General features: G+C 70.7%; 18 protein-coding genes and 1 pseudogene. 13 read left to right on the top strand and 6 right to left on the bottom strand.

The genetic code is table 11. The annotated features are described in order from the left end of the window. Window positions 1-153 precede the first annotated feature (153 nt). The 5 genes from AB0915_RS30860 to AB0915_RS30840 all read left to right on the top strand — a co-directional run bounded on the left by AB0915_RS30860 (window position 154) and on the right by AB0915_RS30840 (window position 3,962). Entirely contained in the window at window positions 154-1,062 is a 909-nt protein-coding gene (locus AB0915_RS30860; RefSeq protein ID WP_366694221.1) for a dihydrodipicolinate synthase family protein, read from the top strand. A gap of 58 nt (window positions 1,063-1,120) precedes the next feature. Then, window positions 1,121-2,122 (top strand): proline racemase family protein, encoded by a 1,002-nt coding sequence (locus AB0915_RS30855; protein ID WP_366694220.1) that lies wholly within the window; start codon window positions 1,121-1,123, stop codon window positions 2,120-2,122. Then, entirely contained in the window at window positions 2,119-2,412 is a 294-nt protein-coding gene (locus AB0915_RS30850; RefSeq protein WP_366694219.1) for a hypothetical protein, read from the top strand. The genes AB0915_RS30855 and AB0915_RS30850 overlap by 4 nt, the downstream gene beginning before the upstream one ends. Window positions 2,413-2,499: 87 nt before the next feature. Further along, window positions 2,500-3,228, top strand: coding sequence for a GntR family transcriptional regulator (locus AB0915_RS30845; RefSeq protein ID WP_366694218.1), 729 nt, complete (start codon window positions 2,500-2,502; stop codon window positions 3,226-3,228). Between the two features lie 332 nt (window positions 3,229-3,560). Next, entirely contained in the window at window positions 3,561-3,962 is a 402-nt protein-coding gene (locus AB0915_RS30840) for an ATP-binding protein (protein WP_366694217.1), read from the top strand. 73 nt (window positions 3,963-4,035) lie between these two features. On the opposite strand, the gene AB0915_RS30835 is transcribed toward AB0915_RS30840, so the two are convergent. Together AB0915_RS30835 and AB0915_RS30830 are read right to left on the bottom strand one after the other, a co-directional pair. Next, window positions 4,036-5,115 carry a DUF2637 domain-containing protein gene (locus AB0915_RS30835; RefSeq protein WP_366694216.1) on the bottom strand — a complete coding sequence of 360 codons (1,080 nt, stop codon included), beginning with the start codon at window positions 5,113-5,115 and terminating at the stop codon, window positions 4,036-4,038. 192 nt (window positions 5,116-5,307) lie between these two features. After that, window positions 5,308-6,156: a (2Fe-2S)-binding protein gene (locus AB0915_RS30830; RefSeq protein WP_366694215.1), complete on the bottom strand. Its 849-nt coding sequence runs from the start codon at window positions 6,154-6,156 to the stop codon at window positions 5,308-5,310. A 145-nt stretch (window positions 6,157-6,301) separates the two neighbouring features. On the opposite strand from AB0915_RS30830, the gene AB0915_RS30825 reads away from it, so the two are divergent. Then, complete coding sequence (locus tag AB0915_RS30825) at window positions 6,302-7,123, top strand: GntR family transcriptional regulator (RefSeq protein WP_366694214.1); 822 nt, start codon at window positions 6,302-6,304, stop codon at window positions 7,121-7,123. Between the two features lie 86 nt (window positions 7,124-7,209). Then, on the top strand, window positions 7,210-7,665 hold the full coding sequence (locus AB0915_RS30820) for a hypothetical protein (RefSeq protein WP_366694213.1): 456 nt from the start codon (window positions 7,210-7,212) through the stop codon (window positions 7,663-7,665). A 43-nt stretch (window positions 7,666-7,708) separates the two neighbouring features. Here the strand turns inward: AB0915_RS30820 and AB0915_RS30815 are convergent, their stop codons facing one another. Together AB0915_RS30815 and AB0915_RS30810 are read right to left on the bottom strand one after the other, a co-directional pair. After that, window positions 7,709-8,494: a hypothetical protein gene (locus AB0915_RS30815; RefSeq protein WP_366694212.1), complete on the bottom strand. Its 786-nt coding sequence runs from the start codon at window positions 8,492-8,494 to the stop codon at window positions 7,709-7,711. 202 nt (window positions 8,495-8,696) lie between these two features. Beyond that, on the bottom strand, window positions 8,697-10,436 hold the full coding sequence (locus AB0915_RS30810; protein ID WP_366694211.1) for a PucR family transcriptional regulator ligand-binding domain-containing protein: 1,740 nt from the start codon (window positions 10,434-10,436) through the stop codon (window positions 8,697-8,699). Between the two features lie 420 nt (window positions 10,437-10,856). On the opposite strand from AB0915_RS30810, the gene AB0915_RS30805 reads away from it, so the two are divergent. The 5 genes from AB0915_RS30805 (at window position 10,857) to AB0915_RS30785 (ending at window position 17,683) form a co-directional block, all read left to right on the top strand. After that, window positions 10,857-11,747 (top strand): xanthine dehydrogenase family protein subunit M, encoded by an 891-nt coding sequence (locus tag AB0915_RS30805; RefSeq protein WP_366694210.1) that lies wholly within the window; start codon window positions 10,857-10,859, stop codon window positions 11,745-11,747. 2 nt (window positions 11,748-11,749) lie between these two features. Continuing rightward, window positions 11,750-12,343 carry a (2Fe-2S)-binding protein gene (locus AB0915_RS30800; protein ID WP_366694209.1) on the top strand — a complete coding sequence of 198 codons (594 nt, stop codon included), beginning with the start codon at window positions 11,750-11,752 and terminating at the stop codon, window positions 12,341-12,343. Window positions 12,344-12,345: 2 nt separating this feature from the next. After that, window positions 12,346-14,730, top strand: coding sequence for a molybdopterin cofactor-binding domain-containing protein (locus AB0915_RS30795; RefSeq protein ID WP_366694208.1), 2,385 nt, complete (start codon window positions 12,346-12,348; stop codon window positions 14,728-14,730). A gap of 296 nt (window positions 14,731-15,026) precedes the next feature. After that, window positions 15,027-16,493, top strand: a complete 1,467-nt coding sequence (locus tag AB0915_RS30790; RefSeq protein WP_366694207.1) for an NCS2 family permease — start codon at window positions 15,027-15,029, stop codon at window positions 16,491-16,493. A gap of 38 nt (window positions 16,494-16,531) precedes the next feature. Further along, the gene (locus tag AB0915_RS30785; RefSeq protein WP_366694206.1) at window positions 16,532-17,683 is read left to right on the top strand and encodes an XdhC/CoxI family protein; all 1,152 of its coding nucleotides are present in this window, start codon (window positions 16,532-16,534) and stop codon (window positions 17,681-17,683) included. A 180-nt stretch (window positions 17,684-17,863) separates the two neighbouring features. On the opposite strand, the gene AB0915_RS30780 is transcribed toward AB0915_RS30785, so the two are convergent. Beyond that, a complete protein-coding gene (locus tag AB0915_RS30780; protein WP_366694205.1) occupies window positions 17,864-19,084 on the bottom strand; it encodes an MFS transporter in 1,221 nt (406 codons plus the stop codon). 355 nt (window positions 19,085-19,439) lie between these two features. Here AB0915_RS30780 and AB0915_RS30775 point away from each other — a divergent pair. Next, window positions 19,440-19,676, top strand: a pseudogene (locus tag AB0915_RS30775) (hypothetical protein); the annotation flags it as partial. Window positions 19,677-19,816: 140 nt separating this feature from the next. On the opposite strand, the gene AB0915_RS30770 reads toward AB0915_RS30775, so the two are convergent. Continuing rightward, the gene (locus AB0915_RS30770; RefSeq protein WP_366694204.1) at window positions 19,817-21,376 is read right to left on the bottom strand and encodes a peptidoglycan-binding protein; all 1,560 of its coding nucleotides are present in this window, start codon (window positions 21,374-21,376) and stop codon (window positions 19,817-19,819) included. Window positions 21,377-21,619 lie beyond the last annotated feature (243 nt).

Raw genomic sequence — 21,619 nt, 5'->3', positions numbered from 1 at the left:
TGCGACACCGCACGCCGATCGCACGCACCGACCACCGCCGCGCCCGCGCTTCGCGCGGACGACGGGGAACTCAGAACAGGCCCTAGCCGCCGGCTGCGGTCCATGCTCCGCCTGCCATGACATGTCACACCTCGCACCTCATAAGGAGCCACGATGCTGACGAACGCCCCCCTGCGCACCCGCCCCTGGCACGGTGTCATGGTTGCCACACCGCTGACCCTGCGCGATGACTGCACGATCGACTACGACGCCTATGCCACGCACGTCCAACAGCTCGTCGCGGCGGGCTGCGACGGTGTGGTGCCCAACGGGTCACTGGGGGAATACCAGACCCTGACCGACAGCGAACGCGAGCAGGTGGTCAGGGTCGCCGTCGAGGCGGCCGGCGACGGCAGCCGCGTCATGCCGGGCGTCTCCGCCTATGGCAGCGCCGAGTCACGACGCTGGGCGGAACAAGCCGCGGAGGCGGGTGCCGGTTCCGTACTGCTCCTGCCGCCCAACGGCTACCGCTGCGAGGACGCGGCGGTCCGCGCCCACTACGCCGCTGTGGCCGAAGTCGGGGTGCCGGTCGTCGCGTACAACAACCCCTACGACACCAAGGTGGATCTGACCCCGGGCCTGCTCGCCGCTCTCCACCAGGAGGGCAGCATCGTGGCGGTCAAGGAGTTCAGCGGCGACGTCCGCAGGGCGTACGAGATCGCCGAACAGGCCCCCGGCCTCGACCTGCTCGTCGGGGCCGACGACGTACTGCTGGAACTGGCGCTCGCCGGGGCCGTCGGCTGGATCGCGGGCTCCCCGAACATGCTGCCGTCCTGCTGTGTCGAGCTGTACCGGGCCGCTGTGACAGGTGACCTGGCAACCGCCCTGCCGCTCTACCGCGAACTGCACCCTCTGCTGCGGTGGGACTCGAAGCCGGAATTCGTCCAGGCCATCAAGGCATCCATGGACGTTGCCGGACGCCACGGCGGCCGCACCCGTCCGCCACGCCTCCCGCTGCCCGCCGACGACGCGGCCGCCGTACGGGCCGCGACAGAGAAGGTGCTGGCCGGGGGCCTCGGCTGAGCGATGCTCCCACCGTCATACGTCCCGTCAGCGCCCAAGTGACAAACCAGGGAGAGCCTTGCAGACACGTCACATATTCCATGCGGTCGACTCACACACCGAGGGCATGCCCACCCGCGTCATCACCGGCGGCATCGGCACCATTCCCGGTGCCACGATGACCGAACGGCGCAGGTACTTCCAGGAGCACCGGGACGCCGTGCGCACCCTGCTCATGTACGAACCGCGCGGCCATGCCGCCATGAGCGGCGCGATCCTCCAGCCGCCCACCCGGCCCGACGCGGACTTCGGCGTCCTCTACATAGAGGTCTCCGGGTTCCTGCCGATGTGCGGGCACGGCACCATCGGAGTCGCGACCGTTCTGGTGGAGACCGGCATGGTCGAGGTCACCGAACCCGTCACCACCGTACGGCTGGACACCCCGGCCGGACTCGTCAGCGTCGACGTCCGGGTGAGGGACGGCGCAGCCGCCGCCGTCACACTGACGAACGTTCCCGCGTTCAGCGCCGCACTCGACCGGACGGTGGACGTACCCGGCTACGGACCGATGCGCTACGACCTCGCCTACGGCGGCAACTTCTACGCGATGCTGCATCTCTCCGACCTCGGCCTGCCCTTCGACCGGGCACGCAAGGACGACATCCTCGCGGCCGGACTCGCCCTGATGGACGCGGTCAACGCCGCCGACCGCCCCGTCCATCCGGAGGATCCGGACATTCACAGCCTCAAGCACGTGCAGTTCATCGCACCCGGTTCCGATGCCCGCCACTCCCGGCACGCGATGGCGATCCACCCAGGCTGGTTCGACCGGTCGCCCTGTGGAACCGGCACCTCGGCACGCATGGCCCAACTGCACGCACGTGGCGAACTTCCCCTGGACACCGACTTCGTGAACGAGTCCTTCATCGGAACGTCGTTCACCGGACGTCTCGTCGAGACGACCACCGTGGGCGGGCTGCCCGCAGTCGTCCCCACCGTCACCGGCCGGGCCTGGATCACCGGTACCGCACAATTCTTCCTGAACCCGTCCGACCCCTTCCCCGAAGGATTCCTGCTGTGAACCTTCCCCTGCTCGGCGCCGAAGACATCGAGGCCCTGGGGCCGACCGGAGCCGTGGACGCCCCGGAGGCGGCAGCGGCTCTGTCGGAGGTGGGCGATCTGCTGATCCCGATGGCGGAACGAGCCTTCACCGCCGAGGACATCACCGGCAACCTCGCCGACCTGGTGACCGGTCGGATTCCCGACGAGAAGACGGCTCCCTTCAAGGGGCCCCGGATCTTCAAAAGTGTCGGAATGGGCTGGGAAGACCTGGCGGTCGCCGCGGCGGTGCACCGTAATTCGGCGCCCTGACCACGTTGTCCACAGGCCGGGAACGGCGGGCCTCAGCGGAAACTCACCACTGTATTCTGAGGGCCCGTACGGCGCTGGAGGAACAAAATGGCCCGCCTGACGACGCTCGGCGCCATCTCGGCGCAAGAGCACTTGCGCGACCGAGTGGCGCATGCCCTCAGAGCGGCCCTGATTGCCGGGGACCTTCGTCCGGGCATGATCTACTCCGCTCCCGCGCTCGCCGCCGAATTCGGCGTGTCCGCCACCCCGGTCCGTGAGGCCATGCTCGACCTGGCGCGTGAGGGCTTGGTCGAAGCGGTCCGCAACAAGGGCTTTCGGATCACTGAGCTGACCGAACAGGACCTCGACGACTTCACGGAAATCCGGGCCATGATCGAGGTCCCCACCATCGGCCGCATCGCACGGATGGGCAAGACCAGGGAGCTGAAGGCGCTGCGGCCGCTCGCTCTGGCGATCGTTGCCGCCGCTGCCGAGCACGACATCATCGGCTATCTGGAGGCCGACCGTCGCTTCCATCTCGAACTGCTCGGACTGGCGGGCAACCGCAGGCTGGTGGAGGAAGTCGGCAACCTGCGCAAGCGATCGCGTCTCTTCGGGCTGAACCGACTCGCTGCGCAGGGGCAGTTGGTCACATCGGCCGAGGAGCATGTGCAATTGCTCGACCTTCTGATCGCCGGTGACGCCCAGCGGGCCGAGACCTGCATGCTGGCCCATATGTCACATGTCAGGTCGCTCTGGGCGGAGGAGGAGGGCGACGACATGGGCACGGGAGGTGTCCGGATCAGAAGGGTGTCGCTGCCGATCGCAGAGGCCTGAACCACCGAACTCGTCCTGGAGGTCCGGAAAGTCGCTCCGCTCTCCGCCTTCCGCCTTACGGCCTCCCCCGCGGTAGGGAGTGGGCTCCCGACGCCCTGCGACTCCTCACCCAAGCTCTCGGCTTCGCTCGAACAGGGAGGGGCCCCCTTCGGCGTTGCCGTCGGTCACCGACGCTCCGCGTCGACAGCGGTGTGTCACGCGAATCCGGAGTGCGGCCGCCCCCTGTGCACATATTGATGAGTCGACAAGCGTGACAGCCCCTGTGCGGGGCATGCATCCCGGGAGGGTGTTCGACGAGAAGGGGGCGATCGACTGTGCACGCGGGGGAGACGATGGAGCGTCAGTACGATGTTCAGCTGCACCGCAGACTGGCTCGCACCGACCTGTCGGTCGTGGCTGAAGTGCGGTGTGCGCTGCGGGAGTTCCTACGATATCGATGGCAGGAGGATTCCGCCGAAGTGGCGGAACTCCTGCTCAGCGAACTGGCGACCAACGCACTGGTCCACACGGATCACGGAGCGGTCGTCACCGTGAAGGTGACGCCGGCGATGCTACGCGTCGAGGTCCGGGACTTCGTCACCGGGCTGCCCATGTCGTACGTACCGAACGCCGACGACGGTACGCACGGCAGGGGACTGGTCCTGGTGCATGCTCTCGCGGACTCCTGGGGGGTGACGGCGCACGCGCTGGGCAAGGTGGTCTGGTTCGAGCTGGAAGGCGCAGCACGCACCTGAAAAGACCCTCGTGACCTTGCCCGAACGGGTGGCTGCGCGGACGTCTGCCCGTACAGCCACCCGCCCGTGGTGCTCAGCCGAACTGCTGTTCCAGATCCTTGAGTTTCCGCTCCAGCGAGTCGAGCCGGGGCAGGGCCTGGGTGTCGTCCTCGGCGGTGAGATCGACGGTCCTCGGGTCACTCATGATCCCGTCCGAGGCGGCCTTCGAGTCCGTGCTGTTCACGGCTTGCAGGGATAGCCGGGGACGCAATGGCAGCTGTCCGGGCTCCGATATGGCGGGCTCCACGACGGACTGCGAGGTGCCCGCCACCGGGGCGATGGACTGAACGTCTACCTGGGTGCCGCCCCGGCCCACCCGGCTCCAGGCGCGGTTCTGCCGGTTCAGCGCCTTGATGTGGGCACGGTCCAGCTTTTCCTGGTCCTTCCTGCGGAGACGGTTCTGCTCCTTCTCCCGCCGGTCCTCGCGCACCTCGTCGACCGCCTCGTCCAGCGTCCGTACGCCTTCGAGGAGCATCAACGACCAGGCGCCGAAGGTCTCCCGGGGTGCGCGCAGCCACCGTACGATCCGGATCTGCGGCAACGGGCGGGGCACCAGGCCCTGTTCGCGCAGTGCCGCACGGCGGGTCTGCTTCAGCGCCCGGTCGAAGAGCACGGCCGCCGAGAGCGACATCCCTGCGAAGAACTGCGGGGCGCCCGCGTGGTCGATTCCGCGCGGCGCGTGCACCCAGTTGAACCAGGCGGCCGCACCGGCGAACGTCCATACGAGCAGCCGTGATCCGAGTGCCGCGTCACCGTGGCTGGCCTCGCGCACCGCGAGCACGGAACAGAACATCGCGGCCCCGTCGAGGCCGAACGGAACGAGATACTCCCAGCCCCCGGAGAGGCCGAGGTTTTGCTCGCCGAAGCCGACGAGCCCATGGAAGGAGAGGGCGGCGGCCACCGCCGCGCAGCAGAACAGCAGGATGTAGGAGGCGGTGGCGTACAGCGCCTCCTTGCGTCTGCGGCGTTCCTCGCTGCGCTCCCAGCTGTCTTCGGCCGCGGAATTGTCAGCGGCGCGCTTGCCGCGTGCGACCACCGCCACCGCCGCCAGGACCCCCACGAGCAGCACGGCGCCCGGAAGCAGCCAATTCGGCGATATGTCCGTCAGTGTCATGCGCGGTCCCTTGCGTCGCGTAGGGCATTTCGGGCGCCATGATTGCCGAAACCCCGGCAGGCTCAGGGGATTTCGGGGCAAGAGAACGCCATTGGGTTGGCAGGGCATACGGATAGCCAGGATCTGATCGAATATCTGTACGCGGCCAGTGATCTGCGTTCGAATAGTACTACCCGTGTGGAGGGGTGTGGATCAGTGAGTGGGCGTCAGTTTCCGTACCCGGTCGGCGTCACAGGTGCGCGGGCAGGTGACGCAGGTGTCCTCGGGCCGCAGCGTGTAGAAGAGGCAGCAGCTGGTGCGGTCGCGCGTGGGCAGTGACTCGCCGTTCGGTCCGGTCAGTTCACGGAAGCCCGCCGTGCCCACGTACGGCTTCGTGGTACCGGGCAGGAGCGCCTCCAGCTCGGCCATGGCGCGCCGCTCCTCGCCGAGCAGATGTGCGATGTACCAGAGGCCTTCGACGATCTCGTCCGTCGCCATGCCCCACAGCGCCCTCCTGCCGCGGCGCATCCGGGGCCCGAAGCCGTCGAGCACCGGGCCGAGGTGTTCCGCCACCGCCGCAAGCACCTCGGCCCGCAGGGCGGCTTCGTCCGCCACCACCCGGGCGCCCGGCAGTACGGCCGCCGGATCGTCCGGCAGGCATGCGAACTCCCTCACGCGTACGGTCAGATGGCCCAGGGCGCGCTGGAACGCGACGTCCTCGACGGGGATCCGCGGCACCCTGCGGTGCAGGAACCACGGCACGGTCACCAACAGGCAGGCGGGCCACGCGTAGCGGTGCAGTCCGAAGCCGGCAATCACGTCGGGGCGGGCCTGCTGTCCGTAGTCCCGAAGCACCTGCGCGTTGTCCCAGGCGAGAAACGTGTCGAGGGCCGCGCCGCCGGCCGCGAGCTCGCCCGCGCCCACCCAGCCCGCGCCGGACGGGGTCGCCGCACCGTCTCCGAGAACCTCGGCACGCAGCCCGGGGAAGACCTCGGTCAGGCGGGCGTACGCGTCCGTCACGGCGGACAGCGAGGTGCCGGGGAGCAGGGTGGGGAGAGTCATGCAGGGACCACCGAATCGCGATCGTTTGCAGGTAAGCCTTACCTTACCCGAACTGATCGGTGTTTGAAGTGCGGCGTCGTCCGCTTATCGTGCACAACGGGCATGGCGCATGCGAGCCGGCCCACGGCCGGCCGAGGAGGTCCGAGTGGAGCAGGGCAGAGCGCGTGAGCAGGCGCGGGCGCCGTACACGTCCGCCGCGTCCTCGTCCGCGGCCACGCCGCCGTCGGTGCCGTCCGTCCGGGTGCCGGACCAGGCGCACGGCAATCAGCCATGTGCCGACCGGGCCGGTGCCGAGCGGGTGCGTGGTGAGCACACCCACAGCGAGCCGCCCGCGCCCCGCGTCGTGGTGCAGCGGCACTCCGTGCGCGGTCAGATCCTGGACGCCCTGCGCGCCGCTCTCGTCGACGGCGAGCTGTTGCCCGGGCAGGTCTACTCCGCCCCGGTGCTCGGCGCCCGCTTCGGCGTGTCGGCGACGCCGGTCCGTGAGGCGATGCAGCAGTTGGCGATCGAGGGCGCCGTCGAGGTCGTGCCGAACCGCGGCTTCCGGGTCGCCGAGCGCGGCCCGCAGGAGCTCGCGGAGCTGGCCGAAGTGCGCGCCCTGATCGAGGTGCCCGTCATGCTGCGGCTGGCCCGCACTGTGGAGCAGGCCCGCTGGGCCGCCCTGCGTCCGCTGGCCGAGGCCACCGTCGCGGCCGCCGCGGTGGGGGACCGGGCGAGTTACGCCGAATCCGACCGCGCCTTCCACCGTGCGGTCCTCACGCTCTCCGGCAACCAGCAGCTCGTGATGGTCGCGGACGATCTGCACCGGCGCTCCCAGTGGCCCCTGGAGCACAACCCGGCCACCCGCCGCGCCGATCTGCTCGCCGACGCCGCGGAGCACACCGCGCTGCTCGACGCGCTGATCGCCCAGGATCTCGCCGTCGTGCAGTCGCTCGTACGCGAACACTTCGCGGGCGCGGACCGGTGACACCACGGTCGGGGCCGCCGTCACCCCCACGGACCGCTGTGGCTAGCCTGTGCCTCTCATTACATGATCGTTCTTGAGGGGGCGGGATGGTACGGAACCAGGGGCCGTGGTCGGGTTCCGCGCTGGTGGTGGCGGCGCTGGGACTGGCGGTGGTGGCGGCGGGCTGCTCGCACGACTCCGAGTCCGGGACGCCCACCGGAAAGCCTTCCGGGACTCCAACTGCCGCGACGCCGTCGGCGAGCGCGAGCCCCGGCCGCACACCTTCCGGGCCCGCCGGGCCTTCGCCGACGCACTCCGCGCCGTCGGCTTCCGCTCCGGTCGCGGTCTCCGTGCCGCCGACGAGGAGGCCCGCACCGCCGAAGTCCCCGGTGACACCGCCCCGGCGCGACAGCAGCGGGCAGGACGGAACGTCCGCTGCCGCGGTGCCGCAGAACCCGAACCGTGGCCCGAACCCGCCGCCCGCACCGCCGCGTCCGACGCCGACCCCCGAATGGAGCGACGCGGGATGGCAGCCCGGCGATCCGGTCGCGGACCGTACCTGACGGCCCATCGCGGCGGACCCGCGCTCATGGCCTCCCCCGGCCGTCAGTTCGCCTCGGCCGTTCCGGGGGCCGGCGGCTCCAGGTGCGGGGCCAGCCAGGTCGGTACGCCGCCCAGGAGGCGGAAGAGGCGCCCCGCCTCGGCGCGCAGCCGCGCTGCCGCCTCCGGTTCCGGCTCGGTGTCCGCCAGAGCGATGAGCGCCGGGGCCGTGCCGACCAGAAAGCCCAGCTCCTCCCTTATCCGCAGGGATTCGGCGAACCCGTGCCGGGCCTCGGCCAGTTCGCCCTCGCGCAGCGACAGCAGCGCCAGGTGACGCCAGGTGGAGGAGAGCAGTAGCTCGTCGCCCTGGGCCGTGGCGCCGGCGTGCGCCCTGCGGTACGCGGCACGGGCGGCCTGCGGCGAATCGGCGATGTTCTGCGCGATCAGGCCGCGGCGGAAGTCGAGCAGCGGGCGGCCCGGGGCCGCCGGGGAGAGCAGAGCGGCGGACCGGCTCAGCGCGACCCGGGCCTCGTCGGCCCGGTCCCGTACCCCGAGGAGGGTCGACGCGTATGCCAGATGGCCGCGTTCGCAGGCAGCGGCGCCGCGCTCGGCGTCGTCGTGGGCGAGGGCCTCGGCGGTGCGCAGGGCGTCCTCGGCGTCGGTCCAGCCGTCGCCGGTGTACAGACAGCGTTCGATCAGCAGAGCCGTCCGCTGGAGTGCCGCGGCCGGATCGGTCGTGGCGTCGCGTTCGAGCAGAGCGGCGGCGTCCGTCCAGCAGGCGCGTGACCGCAGCCGCCATACCGCTGTCTGGAGCGGCGGATCGTCATCTGCTGTCGTTCCGGAACCAGACATGGCGGTATGCGCCACATTGCCCTCCCCGAGCGCGCCATTGAGCTGTTGAGGACCTGTCGTCGAACCGGGGCCCGACCCGGGTTCGACGACAGGCATTGAGTCTGGCGGCATCTCAGCACGGAATGGCACGCCGGGCCAAGGGGTCAGGTGAATGAATTCACAATCGGCCGGTCGCGGGGAGGGCTGTGGTAGACGCGTGGAGTCAGCTCATACGCAGGGCGAGGAAGAAATCGAGCTTGTCCTCGAGGCGCGAAAGGTCACGCCCCGTCAACTGCTCGATTCGCCCGACCCGGTAGCGCAAGGTGTTGACGTGCAGATGCAGTCGGGCCGCGCAGCGGGTCCAGGAACCGTCGCAGTCCAGGAACGCTTCCAGGGTCGGGATCAGTTCGGCCCGGTGGCGCCGGTCGTAGTCGCGCAGCGGGTCGAGCAGCCGTGCGGTGAACGCGCGGCGCACATCGTCGGGGACGAACGGCAGCAGCAGGACGTGCGAGGCGAGCTCGTGGTGGCCGGCCGCGCAGACCCGGCCCGGACGGGCCGCCGCCACACGGCGGGCGTGCCGGGCCTCCTCCAGGGCACCGCGCAGCCCCTCGGGGGAGTGCACCGCGGCGCTGACACCCAGTGTCAGGCGGCCGTCGTCGGCGAGGCCTGCGGAGAGCGGTTCGTTCACGGCGGCGAGCAGCGCGTCGGCGTGCAGCGCCGGGTCGTCCTCGGCGCCGGTCGCGGCGTAGCCGGCGCCCGCGAGGTCCGGCACCGGTCCGGCGGCAGCGGGCAGCGGTACGAGGGCGACCGCCTCGTCGCCCGTGTGCGCGACCGCGATCCGGTCGGCGGAGTCGGGGCCGGTGACCGCCGGGTCGACCAGGATCTCCTCCAGCAGCGCCTGGGCGACGGGGCCGCCCGCGATGCCGGATGTGCCCGCGCCGCCCGTGGAGCCCGGCGCGCCCTCCACGTCCCAGTCGATCCGGGCGACGACGACCTGCCAGTGCGGGGCGGTGCCGAGGCCGGGCAGCAGGACCGGGGCGGCGACCCGCAGCCTGGCCGCGATCTCGGTGGGCGCGGCACCCGTCTGGACCAGCTCCAGGACCTCCTGGGCGAGTCTGCGGCGTACCGTGCGGGCCGCGTCGCGCCGGTCCCGTTCGACCGCGATCAGCTGGGTGACGCCCTGGAGCAGATCCAGCCGGGCAGCCGGCCAGTCGCTCGCGTCGGCCTCCACCGCGAGCAGCCAGTCGGAGAGGAACGACTCGCGGACATCGCGGGACGCGGGGGCGGCACCCCTGCCGGTGTTCCGGATCGGGAACAGCGAATACGTGGTGCCGTCGACGGTGGCCCGGTGCGGACCCCGGCGGCCGGTGCGGGTGGCGGCCAGATGCCGGCCGGCCAGCACCGCGCCGACCGGGCCGGGCAGCGGTGCACCGGCGCCCGCGATCTGCCGACCGGTGGGGGAGAGCACCCAGGCGTGCAGATCAAGGTCCGAGCCGAGCAGATCGAGGACCACCTCCGGGCCGCCGCCGGCCGGACCCGAGGTCATCAGCCTGCGGTGCCGGTCCACGACTGCCGCCAGGTCGCCCGCCCGCTCGCCGGACACCTGGCGCACCACATGCTCGGTGATCGTTGCGAACGCGACGGTTTCATGGACGGCGAAGAGGGGGAGCCGGTGCCGCGCGCACGCCTCGACCAGATCGTCGGGGATGTCACCGAGCTCCGCCTCGCCGACCGCGAGTCCGGCGACCCCGGCGCCCGCCAGGATCCGTACGAACGGCTCCGAGTCGGCCGCGTCCCGGCGCCACGCCAGGCCCGTCAGGACCAGCTCCCCGCCGGCCAGGTAGCGGCTCGGGTCCCGCAGGTCGGTGGTCATGACGCCGCGGACGGACCGGTCGAGCTCGTCCTCGCCACCGAGCAGCCGCAGGCCCAGCGCATCGGTTTCCAGCAGTGCGCGCAGCCGCATCTCGTTGCCGCCGATCTCTTTCGTTGGTGCGGGTGAAAACTGGGTATTGCGGTGAGGTTACTGATCCCCGCTATTCGTTCGAATCTACAAGACGAGGACGGAGACCAGCCAACTCCTTCATGTTTTCGGTGACTGCACCATGTGGAGTCCCGGTTGTGTACTGGGTCACACATCGCGTGAGACCGGTCGGCGCATGGGGGGTGCGAGAAGGAGCGGGGCTGGGTGCGTGCAGCTGCAAGGCGGAGGATGGAGGCAACGCGGAGCGTTGGTGACTGACGACAACGCCGCAGATGTGCGCACCCAGCCCCGCGACGCCGCCTCCCATGTGCCGGCCGGTCCTCACAGCACATGAACAAGCCGATCGAGGGCCGGCCGTCCCCAGCCCCAGCGAACGACCGAATGAGAAGAAGAGAGCCACTCATGGACTTCCTTCGCCCCGCCAGCTGGGAGGAGGCGCTCGCCGCCAAGGCCGAGCACCCGACGGCTGTCCCCATTGCGGGCGGCACCGATGTGATGGTCGAGATCAACTTCGACCACCGGCGGCCCGAGTACCTCCTGGACCTGAACCGCATCGGTGAGCTGACCGAGTGGGATGTGGGCCAGGAGAGCGTGCGGCTCGGCGCCTCCGTGCCGTACAGCCACATCATGGAGCACCTGCGGGCCGAGCTGCCCGGCCTGGCGCTCGCCTCGCACACCGTCGCATCCCCGCAGATCCGCAACCGCGGAGGCGTCGGCGGCAACCTGGGTACCGCGTCGCCCGCCGGTGACGCCCACCCGGCTCTGCTCGCCGCGGGTGCCGAGGTCGAGGCCGAATCCGTACGCGGAACCCGGATGATCCCCATCGACGCCTTCTACACCGGCGTCAAGCGCAACGCCCTCGAACCGGACGAGCTGATCCGGGCCGTGCACATCAAGAAAGCCGACGGGCCGCAGCAGTACTCCAAGGTCGGCACCCGCAACGCGATGGTCATCGCCGTCTGTGCCTTCGGCCTGGCCCTGCACCCGGAGACCCGCACAGTCCGTACCGGCATCGGTTCCGCCGCCCCGACACCCATCCGGGCGAAGGAGGCCGAGGAATTTCTGAACGCCGCGCTCGAAGAGGGCGGGTTCTGGGACAGCCGCACGATCATCACACCGTCCATCGCCGCGCAGTTCGCCGCGCTCGCCGCCGGCGCCTGCAACCCGATCGACGATGTGCGCGGCACCGCCAACTACCGCAGGCACGCGGTGGGGATCATGGCCCGCCGCACCCTCGGCTGGACCTGGGAGTCGTACCGCGGCAACGGCCGCAGCACCGAAGGAGCTGCCTGATCATGCGCGTCAATTTCACGGTCAATGGCCGTAAGCAGGAGGCCGACGACGTCTGGGAGGGCGAGTCCCTCCTCTACGTGCTGCGCGAGCGGATGGGCCTGCCCGGTTCCAAGAACGCCTGCGAGCAGGGCGAATGCGGCTCCTGCACGGTCCGCCTGGATGGCGTCCTGGTCTGTGCCTGTCTGGTCGCCGCAGGTCAGGTGGAGGGCCGCGAGGTCGTCACCGTGGAGGGTCTCGCCGACTTCGCCGCCCACCGCGCCGAGGCGCACCCCGGCCGGGGCTGCGCCTCCGGCGCCTGCGGGACCACGCTCGACCAGGCCCGCCGGTGGGAGGCCAAGCCGACCGGTGAGCAGCCCCGCCACACCGGCGAACTCTCCCCGATCCAACAGGCGTTCATCGACGCGGGCGCCGTCCAGTGCGGCTTCTGCACCCCCGGCCTGCTCGTCGCCGCCGATGAACTGCTGGAGCGCAACCCGGAACCGTCCGACGCGGACATCCGCGAGGCGCTCTCCGGCAACCTCTGCCGCTGCACCGGCTACGAGAAGATCCTCGACGCGGTCCGCCTCGCGGCCGCCCGCGCGGAAGAAACGGTCTGACGATGGGCGTTACCGGCTCCCCCACGAACATCAACCAGGGCACCCGCACCAAGGGCGGCATCGGCGAGTCCACGCTCCGCCCCGACGGCATCCTGAAGGTCACCGGCGAGTTCGCCTACTCCTCGGACATGTGGCACGAGGACATGCTCTGGGGCCACACGCTGCGCTCCACGGTCGCGCACGCCGAGATCGTCTCGATCGACACCTCCGAGGCGCTCGCCACCTCCGGCGTCTATGCCGTGCTCACCTACGACGACCTGCCGACCTCGGTGAAGAACTACGGCCTGGAGATCCAGGACACCCCCGTTCTCGCCCACGGCAAGGTCCGTCACCACGGCGAACCGGTGGCGCTCGTCGCCGCCGACCACCCGGAGACCGCCCGCCGCGCCGCCGCGAAGATCAGGATCGACTACCGCGAGCTGCCCGTCATCACCGACGAGGCCTCCGCCACGGCGCCCGACGCGATCCTCGTCCACGAGGGCCGGCGCGACCACCACGCCGGACACGTCCCGCACCAGAACATCGTCCACCGCCAGCCCATCGTCCGCGGTGACGCGGCCGCCGCCGCGGCCCGCGCCGATGTGATCGTCAGTGGCGAGTACGTCTTCGGCATGCAGGACCAGGCCTTCCTCGGCCCCGAGTCCGGCCTGGCGGTCCCCGCCGAGGACGGCGGTGTCGATCTGTACGTCGCCACGCAGTGGCTGCACTCCGACCTCCGCCAGATCGCCCCCGTCCTCGGCCTGCCCGAGGACAAGGTCCGCATGACGCTCTCCGGCGTCGGCGGCGCCTTCGGCGGCCGCGAGGACCTGTCGATGCAGATCCACGCCTGCCTGCTGGCGCTCCGCACCGGCAAGCCGGTCAAGATCGTCTACAACCGGTTCGAGTCCTTCTTCGGGCACGTCCACCGCCACCCCGCGAAGCTCTGGTACGAGCACGGCGCGACCCGCGACGGCAAACTCACCCACATGAAGTGCCGCATCGTGCTGGACGGCGGCGCCTACGCCTCCGCCTCCCCGGCCGTCGTCGGCAACGCCTCCTCGCTCTCCGTCGGCCCGTACGTCATCGACGACGTCGACATCGAAGCGATCGCGCTCTACACCAACAACCCGCCGTGCGGCGCCATGCGCGGCTTCGGCGCGGTCCAGGCGTGCTTCGCGTACGAGGCGCAGATGGACAAGCTCGCGGCCGAACTGGGCATGGATCCGGTCGAGTTCCGGCAGCTCAACGCCATGGAGCAGGGCACCCTCCTGCCGACCGGACAGGTCGTCGACTCACCGGCCCCGGTCGCCGAGCTGCTGCGCCGGGTCAAGGCCAGGCCGCTGCCGCCCGAGCGGCAGTGGGAGGTCGCCGGCGAGCAGGCCGACGTACGGGCGCTGCCCGGCGGCCTGTCCAACACCACCCACGGCGAAGGCGTCGTACGCGGCATCGGTTACGCGGTCGGTCTCAAGAACGTCGGCTTCTCCGAGGGCTTCGACGACTACTCGACCGCCCGGGTCCGCATGGAGGTCGTCGGCGGCGAACCGGTCGCCACCGTGCACACCGCGATGGCGGAGGTCGGGCAGGGCGGCGTCACCGTCCACGCCCAGATCGCCCGCACCGAGCTCGGCGTCTCCCAGGTCACCATCCACCCGGCCGACACCCAGGTCGGCTCGGCCGGATCCACCTCGGCCTCCCGGCAGACATACGTCACCGGTGGCGCCGTGAAGCACTCCTGCGAGGCCGTCCGCGAGAAGGTCCTGGAGATCGGCCGCCGCAAATTCGGTACGTACCACCCCGCCTGGGCCACCGCCGAGCTGCTCCTCGAAGACGGCAAGGTCGTCACCGACGGCGGCGAGGTGCTGGCCGATCTGGTCGGCGTACTGGAGGACGAGGCGGTCGACATCGAGCTCGAGTGGCGCCACCGGCCCACCGAGGCATTCGACCTGCGCACCGGCCAGGGCAACGGCCACGTCCAGTACTCCTTCGCCGCGCACCGCGCGGTCGTCGAGGTCGACACCGAACTCGGCCTCGTCAAGGTCATCGAACTGGCCTGCGCCCAGGACGTCGGCAAGGCCCTCAACCCGCTGTCCGTCGAAGGACAGATCCAGGGCGGCACCACCCAGGGCCTGGGCGTCGCCGTCATGGAGGAGATCATCGTCGACCCGAAGACCGCGAAGGTACGCAACCCGTCCTTCACGGACTACCTGATCCCCACCATCCTCGACACGCCGACCATCCCGGTCGATGTGCTCGAACTCGCCGACGACCACGCCCCGTACGGGCTCCGTGGTGTCGGCGAGGCACCGACCCTGTCGTCGACCCCGGCCGTCCTCGCAGCGATCCGGAACGCGACGGGTCTGGAGCTGAACAGGACGCCGGTGCGCCCCGAGCACCTCACCGGCACCTGACCGACAGCTCCCGCCGAACTCTCCGGGCGGAGCGTGCCTGCCAGGAACGTCGGGTCCGCCGCCCGCACCGCCCGGAGAACTCATGCACCGCACCGCTCGCGGTCCTCGGCACCACCGAGCGGTACCGCATCCGCCGTACCGCTCGGCCGGAAACACCCGCAGTACCCGCACATCCACTCTGCATGAACAGTTCGTCTCGGGCCGTCCCCCGGGTCGTGCAGCCAAGCAGTCATCCCAAATCCCGCAGCACGAGTCTCCATCGCGGGTGCCCCTGTGAACCTTGGGAGTCAGGCATCATGACCCAGCAGTCAGTGGAGTCCAGGACCACCGCGGAGGAGGCGGGCCCCGGCTCGCGCGTCCCCGCCGGCAGATCCTGGCTCGACCGGTACTTTCACATTTCCGAGCGTGGATCCACGGTGGCGCGCGAAGTGCGCGGCGGCGTCACCACCTTCATGGCCATGGCGTACATCCTCCTGCTCAACCCGCTCATCCTCGGCGGCAAGGACGTCGAAGGACATTTGCTCAGCCGGCCGGGACTGATCACCGCCACCGCGCTCGCCGCGGCCGCGACCACCCTGCTGATGGGCTTCGTCGGCAAGGTGCCCTTGGCGCTCGCGGCCGGGCTCAGCGTCTCCGGCGTCCTCTCGTCGCAGGTCGCCCCCGCAATGTCCTGGCCGCAGGCCATGGGCATGTGTGTGATGTACGGCCTGGTGATCTGCCTCCTGGTGGTCACCGGCCTGCGTGAGCTGATCATGAATGCGATCCCGCTCGCGCTGAAGCACGGCATCACGATGGGCATCGGCCTGTTCATCGCCCTGATCGGCCTCGTCAAGGCCGGATTCGTGCACGAGAACCCGGCTCCCGGCGGCGGTCCCGTCTCTCTCGGCCTGACCGGTGAACTGGCCGGCTGGCCGGTGCTGATCTTCTGCGTGACCCTGCTGCTGATCTTCATGCTGCAGGCGCGCAACATCCCCGGTGCGATCCTCATCGGCATCGTCGTCGGCACCCTGATCGCCATGGTCATCAACACGGTCGGCGACATCGATCCCAAGGCCTGGTACAGCGGTGCGCCGGAGCTCAAGGGCAGCGCGGTCTCCTCGCCGGACTTCTCGCTCTTCGGAAACGTCGATTTCGGCGGCTGGGGCGACGTCGGCGCGATGACGGTCGGCTTCATCGTCTTCACCCTCGTGCTGGCCGGCTTCTTCGACGCGATGGCCACCATCATCGGCGTCGGCACGGAGGCCGGGCTCGCCGACGACAAGGGCCGGATGCCCGGCCTGTCCAAGGCGCTGTTCATCGACGGCGCAGGCGGTGCGATCGGCGGCGTCGCCGGAGGCTCCGGTCAGACCGTGTTCGTCGAGTCGGCGACCGGCGTCGGCGAAGGTGCCCGCACCGGCCTCGCGTCCGTCGTCACGGGACTCTTCTTCGCGGCCTGTCTGTTCTTCACCCCGCTCACCGCGATCGTGCCCGCCGAGGTGGCTTCCGCCGCCCTGGTCGTCATCGGCGCGATGATGATGCAGAACGCCCGCCATGTGGACTGGAGCGATCGCGCCGTCGCGATCCCGGTCTTCCTGACCGTGGTCCTGATGCCCTTCACCTACACCATCACCACCGGTGTCGCAGCCGGTGTCATCTCCTACGTGGCCATCAAGGCGGCCCAGGGCAGGGCCCGGGAGACAGGCGGCTTCATGTGGGGGCTCACGGTGATCTTCGTCATCTACTTCGCCCTGCACCCGATCGAGAGCTGGCTCGGCGTCAGCTGACCTCCCGCTCCTCCACACCTCGCTTAAGGAGACACGCCATGCTGGACATCGCCGAAGAGCTTCACCGGTGGGTCGGGCAGGGACGCGATTTCGCCGTCGCCACGGTCGTGGCGGTCGGCGGGAGCGCGCCCCGGCAGCCGGGAGCCGCCCTCGCCGTCGACCGCGACGGCAACGCGATCGGTTCGGTCTCCGGCGGGTGTGTGGAGGGTGCGGTGTACGAGCTGTGCCAACGGGCCCTCGACGACGGCATCACCGTACGGGAGCAGTTCGGCTACAGCGACGAGGACGCCTTCGCGGTCGGTCTGACCTGCGGCGGCATCATCGGCATCCTGGTGACACCGGTCCGCGCGGACGACCCCGCACGCCCGGTGTTCGCCGCCGCGCTCGCTGCCGCGGCGGCAGGGCGGGAGGCGGCGGTGGTACGGATCACCGACGGCCCCGCCGAACTCCTCGGCCGCCCCCAACTCGTCCACCCCGACGGTTCGTACGAGGGTGGGCTGGGCGGACATCCGGAGCTGGACCGCACCGCCGCGGCCGAGGCCCGCGCCATGCTGGACGCGGGCGGCACCGGCCCTGTCACCATCGGCGCCGAGGGGTCACGCTGCGGCCGCCCCCTCGTCCTGCTCGTCGAATCGAGCGTTCCGCCGCCCCGGATGATCGTCTTCGGGGCCATCGACTTCGCCGCCGCCCTGGTCCGGGCCGGCAAATTCCTCGGGTACCACGTCACCGTGTGCGACGCCCGCCCCGTCTTCGCCACGGCGGCCCGCTTTCCCGACGCCGACGAGATCGTCGTCGACTGGCCGCACCGCTACCTCGCGGCGACCGCCGTCGACGCGCGCACCGTGCTCTGCGTGCTCACCCATGACGCCAAGTTCGATGTTCCGCTGCTGGAAAGGGCGTTGAAGCTTCCGGCCGCGTACGTCGGCGCGATGGGCTCGCGCCGCACCCATCTGGAACGCAACGACCGGCTGCGCGCGGTCGGCGTCACCGAACTCGAACTGGCCCGGCTGCACTCGCCGATCGGCCTCGACCTCGGAGCACGTACCCCCGAGGAGACCGCGCTCTCCATCGCCGCCGAGATCGTCGCCGACCGGCGGGGTGGCAGCGGCGTCCCGCTCACCGGCGCACACACCCCGATCCACCACGAGGATCGCCGGCCGGTGGCCGGCCGCATCTCCTCGGTGGCCTGACCGGCTCTCGGACCGCGACAAGGGAGATCGAACGTTTCCGGCGCCTGCTCCGTCATAGGTGTGAGAAAGGGGCTGGGAATGGCCCGATGGCACAGAGCAGAGTCCCCGGACCGTGAACCGACCCTCGCGGAAGCGCCTGTCCGACGGACGGGCTCGAAGCGTGCCTCCGGGCGGCGGACCTCACCCGCGGTCGCCGCCGGCCGTGAACACCGCGCAGAGCAGCACCGGGGCCGCGGCCAGGGCAAAGCACGCCGCGAGCGGCAGATGCCCCAGCATCGGACCGACCACGGCTGTTCCGCTCGAGGACCCGGCATTGACGGCGGTGTTGACCCATGCGCCGGCCTGCGTACGGCTGCCCGCGCCGACCGACTCGTCCGCGATCAGGTATGCCGTGGTCATGGCCGGGGCGACGAACAGCCCGGCGACGGCGACCGCGCCGACCAGCACGTACAGGTTCGGTGACAGCCCGGCCGCGAGCAGGCACAGCCCCAGGGCGACGGCAAGTGCCGTCAGTCGCAGCCGACTCGACGCACGCCACGAGACGGCGCCGTACGCCAGGCCACCGACGGCGCTCCCTGCGGAGAGCGCCGCCAGGACCCAGGCCGCGGCCGCATCCTGGTCGTGCCGGTCGGTGAAGGCCACCACCAGCAGATCCAGCGCCCCCAGGCACAGCCCCACCCCGGCCACGACCACCACCGCGTGACGCAACCCGGCCGCGCAGAGCAGTGGTTTCGCGGACGGTGCCGCGGGAAGTGGCTTCGTCCTCGGTGGACGGGGGCCCGTAGCGCGTACTGCCGGAGAGGTCACCAGGGCCAACGCCCCGACCAGCACCAGCGTGGCGCTGACCGCCACACCGGCCGCGGGTTCGGCGAACCTCACCAGCAGCCCCACCAGCAAGGGCCCGGTGACGAAGAGGAGTTCCTCGGCCACGCCGTCCAGGCTGTAGGCGCGCTGGAGCAGCTCCCTGTCGGGCATGAGGCTGCTCCACAGGGTCCGCATCACGGGCCCCAGTGGTGGTGTGCAGGCACCGGCGATCACGGCCCAGACGCACAGCCGGAAACCCGACGCACCGGGCTGCCAGGTCACGTGGGCCAGGACCGAGAGGAGCAGCGCATACGCGATGGCCAGGGGCGGCAGCGCGCGTCGTGGCCCGTACCGGTCGATCAGCGCGGCACGGGCGGGGGAGAGGAAGACGCTGGTCGCTCCGAACAGGGCCATGACGGCGCCCGCCACGGAGTATGAACCGGTGGCGTCCTTGACCGCCAGAGTCAGGGAGAGGGAGATCATCCCGTACGACAGCCGCCCCAGCAGCGCGGCACCGAAGGTGCGGGAAGCATGACGGGTGCGCAGGACCGTTGCGTAGGAGGGGGTGTGGGAGGGCGTGGGCGAAGGCGAAAGCATGAGGATCGTTCCTCGGGAAGGCAGCGCGGACGTGGCGCGCTGTGTGCGTGCAGGGACACCGGTGTGCCGCACCCGGTGTGACGGGCGCGGTCAGTGCGGGGTCCTACGCACAGAGGAGGAACATGCGTGCAAATTTAGCAGGAGGCCGGCGAGCGGCACATGGCTCGGCCGACACCCGGCTGCACCGTCGTCGAACCGGCTCGCCCGGCGCTCGAACCGAGCCCGTGCCGCTCCGTCCACACGGTGAGCGCCATGGCGATCGCCTCCGGCCGGTCCTCCGGCGCCAGGTGACCGGCCGGACCGCAGTGCACGGTCTCCAGGCTCGCGATGTTCGCTGCGCGGCAGGGCGTTGTCAGTGTCCGACCATGGCTCGATCGTGCTGGGCACTGATGGCTGCGGCATGGACTGGCACCTCGTCGTCACCGGACCCCATCGCGGTCACATCTGGCACATCACCGGTGAGGGGGCCCTTCCGTTCGGTGCCGAGTTCGGCTTCACCACCGGTGAACCGGGATTCGCGGGATGGGTGGCGCACTGGGCCGCGAACAAGCCGTGGTTCGATGCTCCGGAGGTCGAGTCCGGCGCTGCGTAGCGCAGGTGTCGGACGGCTTCGGGCCGTTCTTTCCTGTTCCGCGAGGCGCTTGGCCTTGGCCCAGGCGACATGCGGACGGGCGGTGCGGGCGGAATCCGCGCCGCACCGCCCGTACCGGCGTCTGCTGCCGCTCTGCCGGGTCAGCGCCCTGCCTGCAGCGCCGCCCAGGTGCCGCTGTCGACGATCCCGTCCACCGTCAGCCCGCGGTCGCTCTGATAGGTGCGCACCGCCGTCACCGTGTCCGGGCCGAAGGTCCCGTCGGCGTCCACGGTCGTGCCGAGCGCCGCGGTCAGCGAGCGCTGGAGCCGCTTCACATCCGTGCCCGAGCCCCCCTGCTTCAGCGTCGGCACGGCCCCGGCCGACAGCAGCGCCGTCCAGGTCCTCGCGCCGACGATGCCGTCCGCGCCCAGTCCGCGGGCCGTCTGGAACGTCTTGACCGCGGTCAGCGTGGCCGGGCCGAATCGCCCGTCCACTGCGCCCGCGTCGAAGCCCTGCGCTGTCAGCAGCCGCTGCACCGCCTTGACCTGAGTGCCCGTCGATCCGCTCTGCTGGGTGGCGTACGAGGCGAAGCTCAGCCCGTCACTGCTGCCGCCACTGTCGTCGCCCCCGACGTAGCTCATGTAGCGGGCCCAGTCCCAGTACGTGCCCGGGTCGGTGTGGTCGCTGCCCGCCGCCTCGCTGTGGCCGATGATGTGCGCCCGGTCCTTCGGGATGCCGTATCTGTCGCACAGGGCGCTGGTCAGGGCGGCCGAGGAGCGGTACATCGCATCCGTGAACCAGGACGGGTCGTCGATGAATCCCTCGTGCTCGATGCCGAGCGCCCAGGCGTTCGCGCCCCGGGCGTGGTACGCGGTGTCGCTGTTGCGGACCATCTGCGTGATCTGCCCGTCGGAGGAGCGGATCACGTAATGGGCGCTCACCTCGGACGTGGGGTCCTGGAACCAGCTGATCGAGCCCGAGTACGAGCCCTGCGTGACATGGATGATCACCTTGTTGATCGGCGCCGACCGGCCCTTGGTGAAGTTGTTCGGGTCGGCCGGGGCCCACAGGGCCGACGGATAGTCGGGGCTCTGGGTGCGTGACCCGCGGTCGGAGAAGGAGCCCTTCTCCGGGGCGACCGGGCGGGCGGTCACCGAGACCCGCTCGCCGCCGGGGACGGTGGTGACGATCCCGTTCGCGAGGAACGTGTAGACGGCGTCGGCGTAGAGGGCGGCGGCGCGGCCCGTCATGCCGCTGTACCGCGCCACGGCCGGGTACCAGGCGTTGATGTCATCGCGCTCGTCGCCGTCGAGGCCGATGCGGTCCGCGTACGCGCGCAGCACGGCCGCGCCGCCGAGGATATTGGCCGCGGTGTCCCGCCGGAGCTTCGACAGCGGCGCGCCGGTGAGTGCGGCCGCTGTTTCCAGCGTGTGGTTCCTGGGGTTGCTGACCAGGTGCATCACGCCGTACCCGTTCGCCTGGCTGGGGTGCCCGGCGTGGCCGTCGAGGTGCGTTTCGCCGTAACCGACGGCGGCGAGCAGGTCGCGCGGTACGTCGAACTCCCGTGCCGCCCGCGCGAACGCCTGGTTCATGGAGGAGCCGGCGGTGACCGGAGGGGGTGCGGCGAGGACCGGCGTGCCGGTCGCCGCGAGCGCGGTGGCGGTGAGAGCCACCAGCACGGATGCGCGGCCCCTCGTGTGGGCTGCGGCGCGTCTGGGCATACCTGCTCCTGCTCTGTGGGGGAGAAAGAACGGCCCCCGGACCCCAGTGGGGTGGGTCGAGGGCCGCGAAGCGGGCTCAGGCTATCCATGCGTCCAGGGCATGAAAGACATTTACCTGCGTGTCGAACTCCCCGTCACCCCGGCAGAGTTGGCCAGCGAGACAGCTAGGGCGTGTTTCGAAAGTCCCGCCTGGCCCGCCCTATGGGGGGAGGTCGCTACTTTCGAAAGAAGCCGGCGGGATGC

The organism is Streptomyces sp. NPDC048411 (assembly GCF_040704695.1).
Taxonomy (GTDB): domain Bacteria; phylum Actinomycetota; class Actinomycetes; order Streptomycetales; family Streptomycetaceae; genus Streptomyces.
Note: the sequence above shows the minus strand (reverse complement) of the source record. Positions and strands in the feature narration are given on the sequence as shown.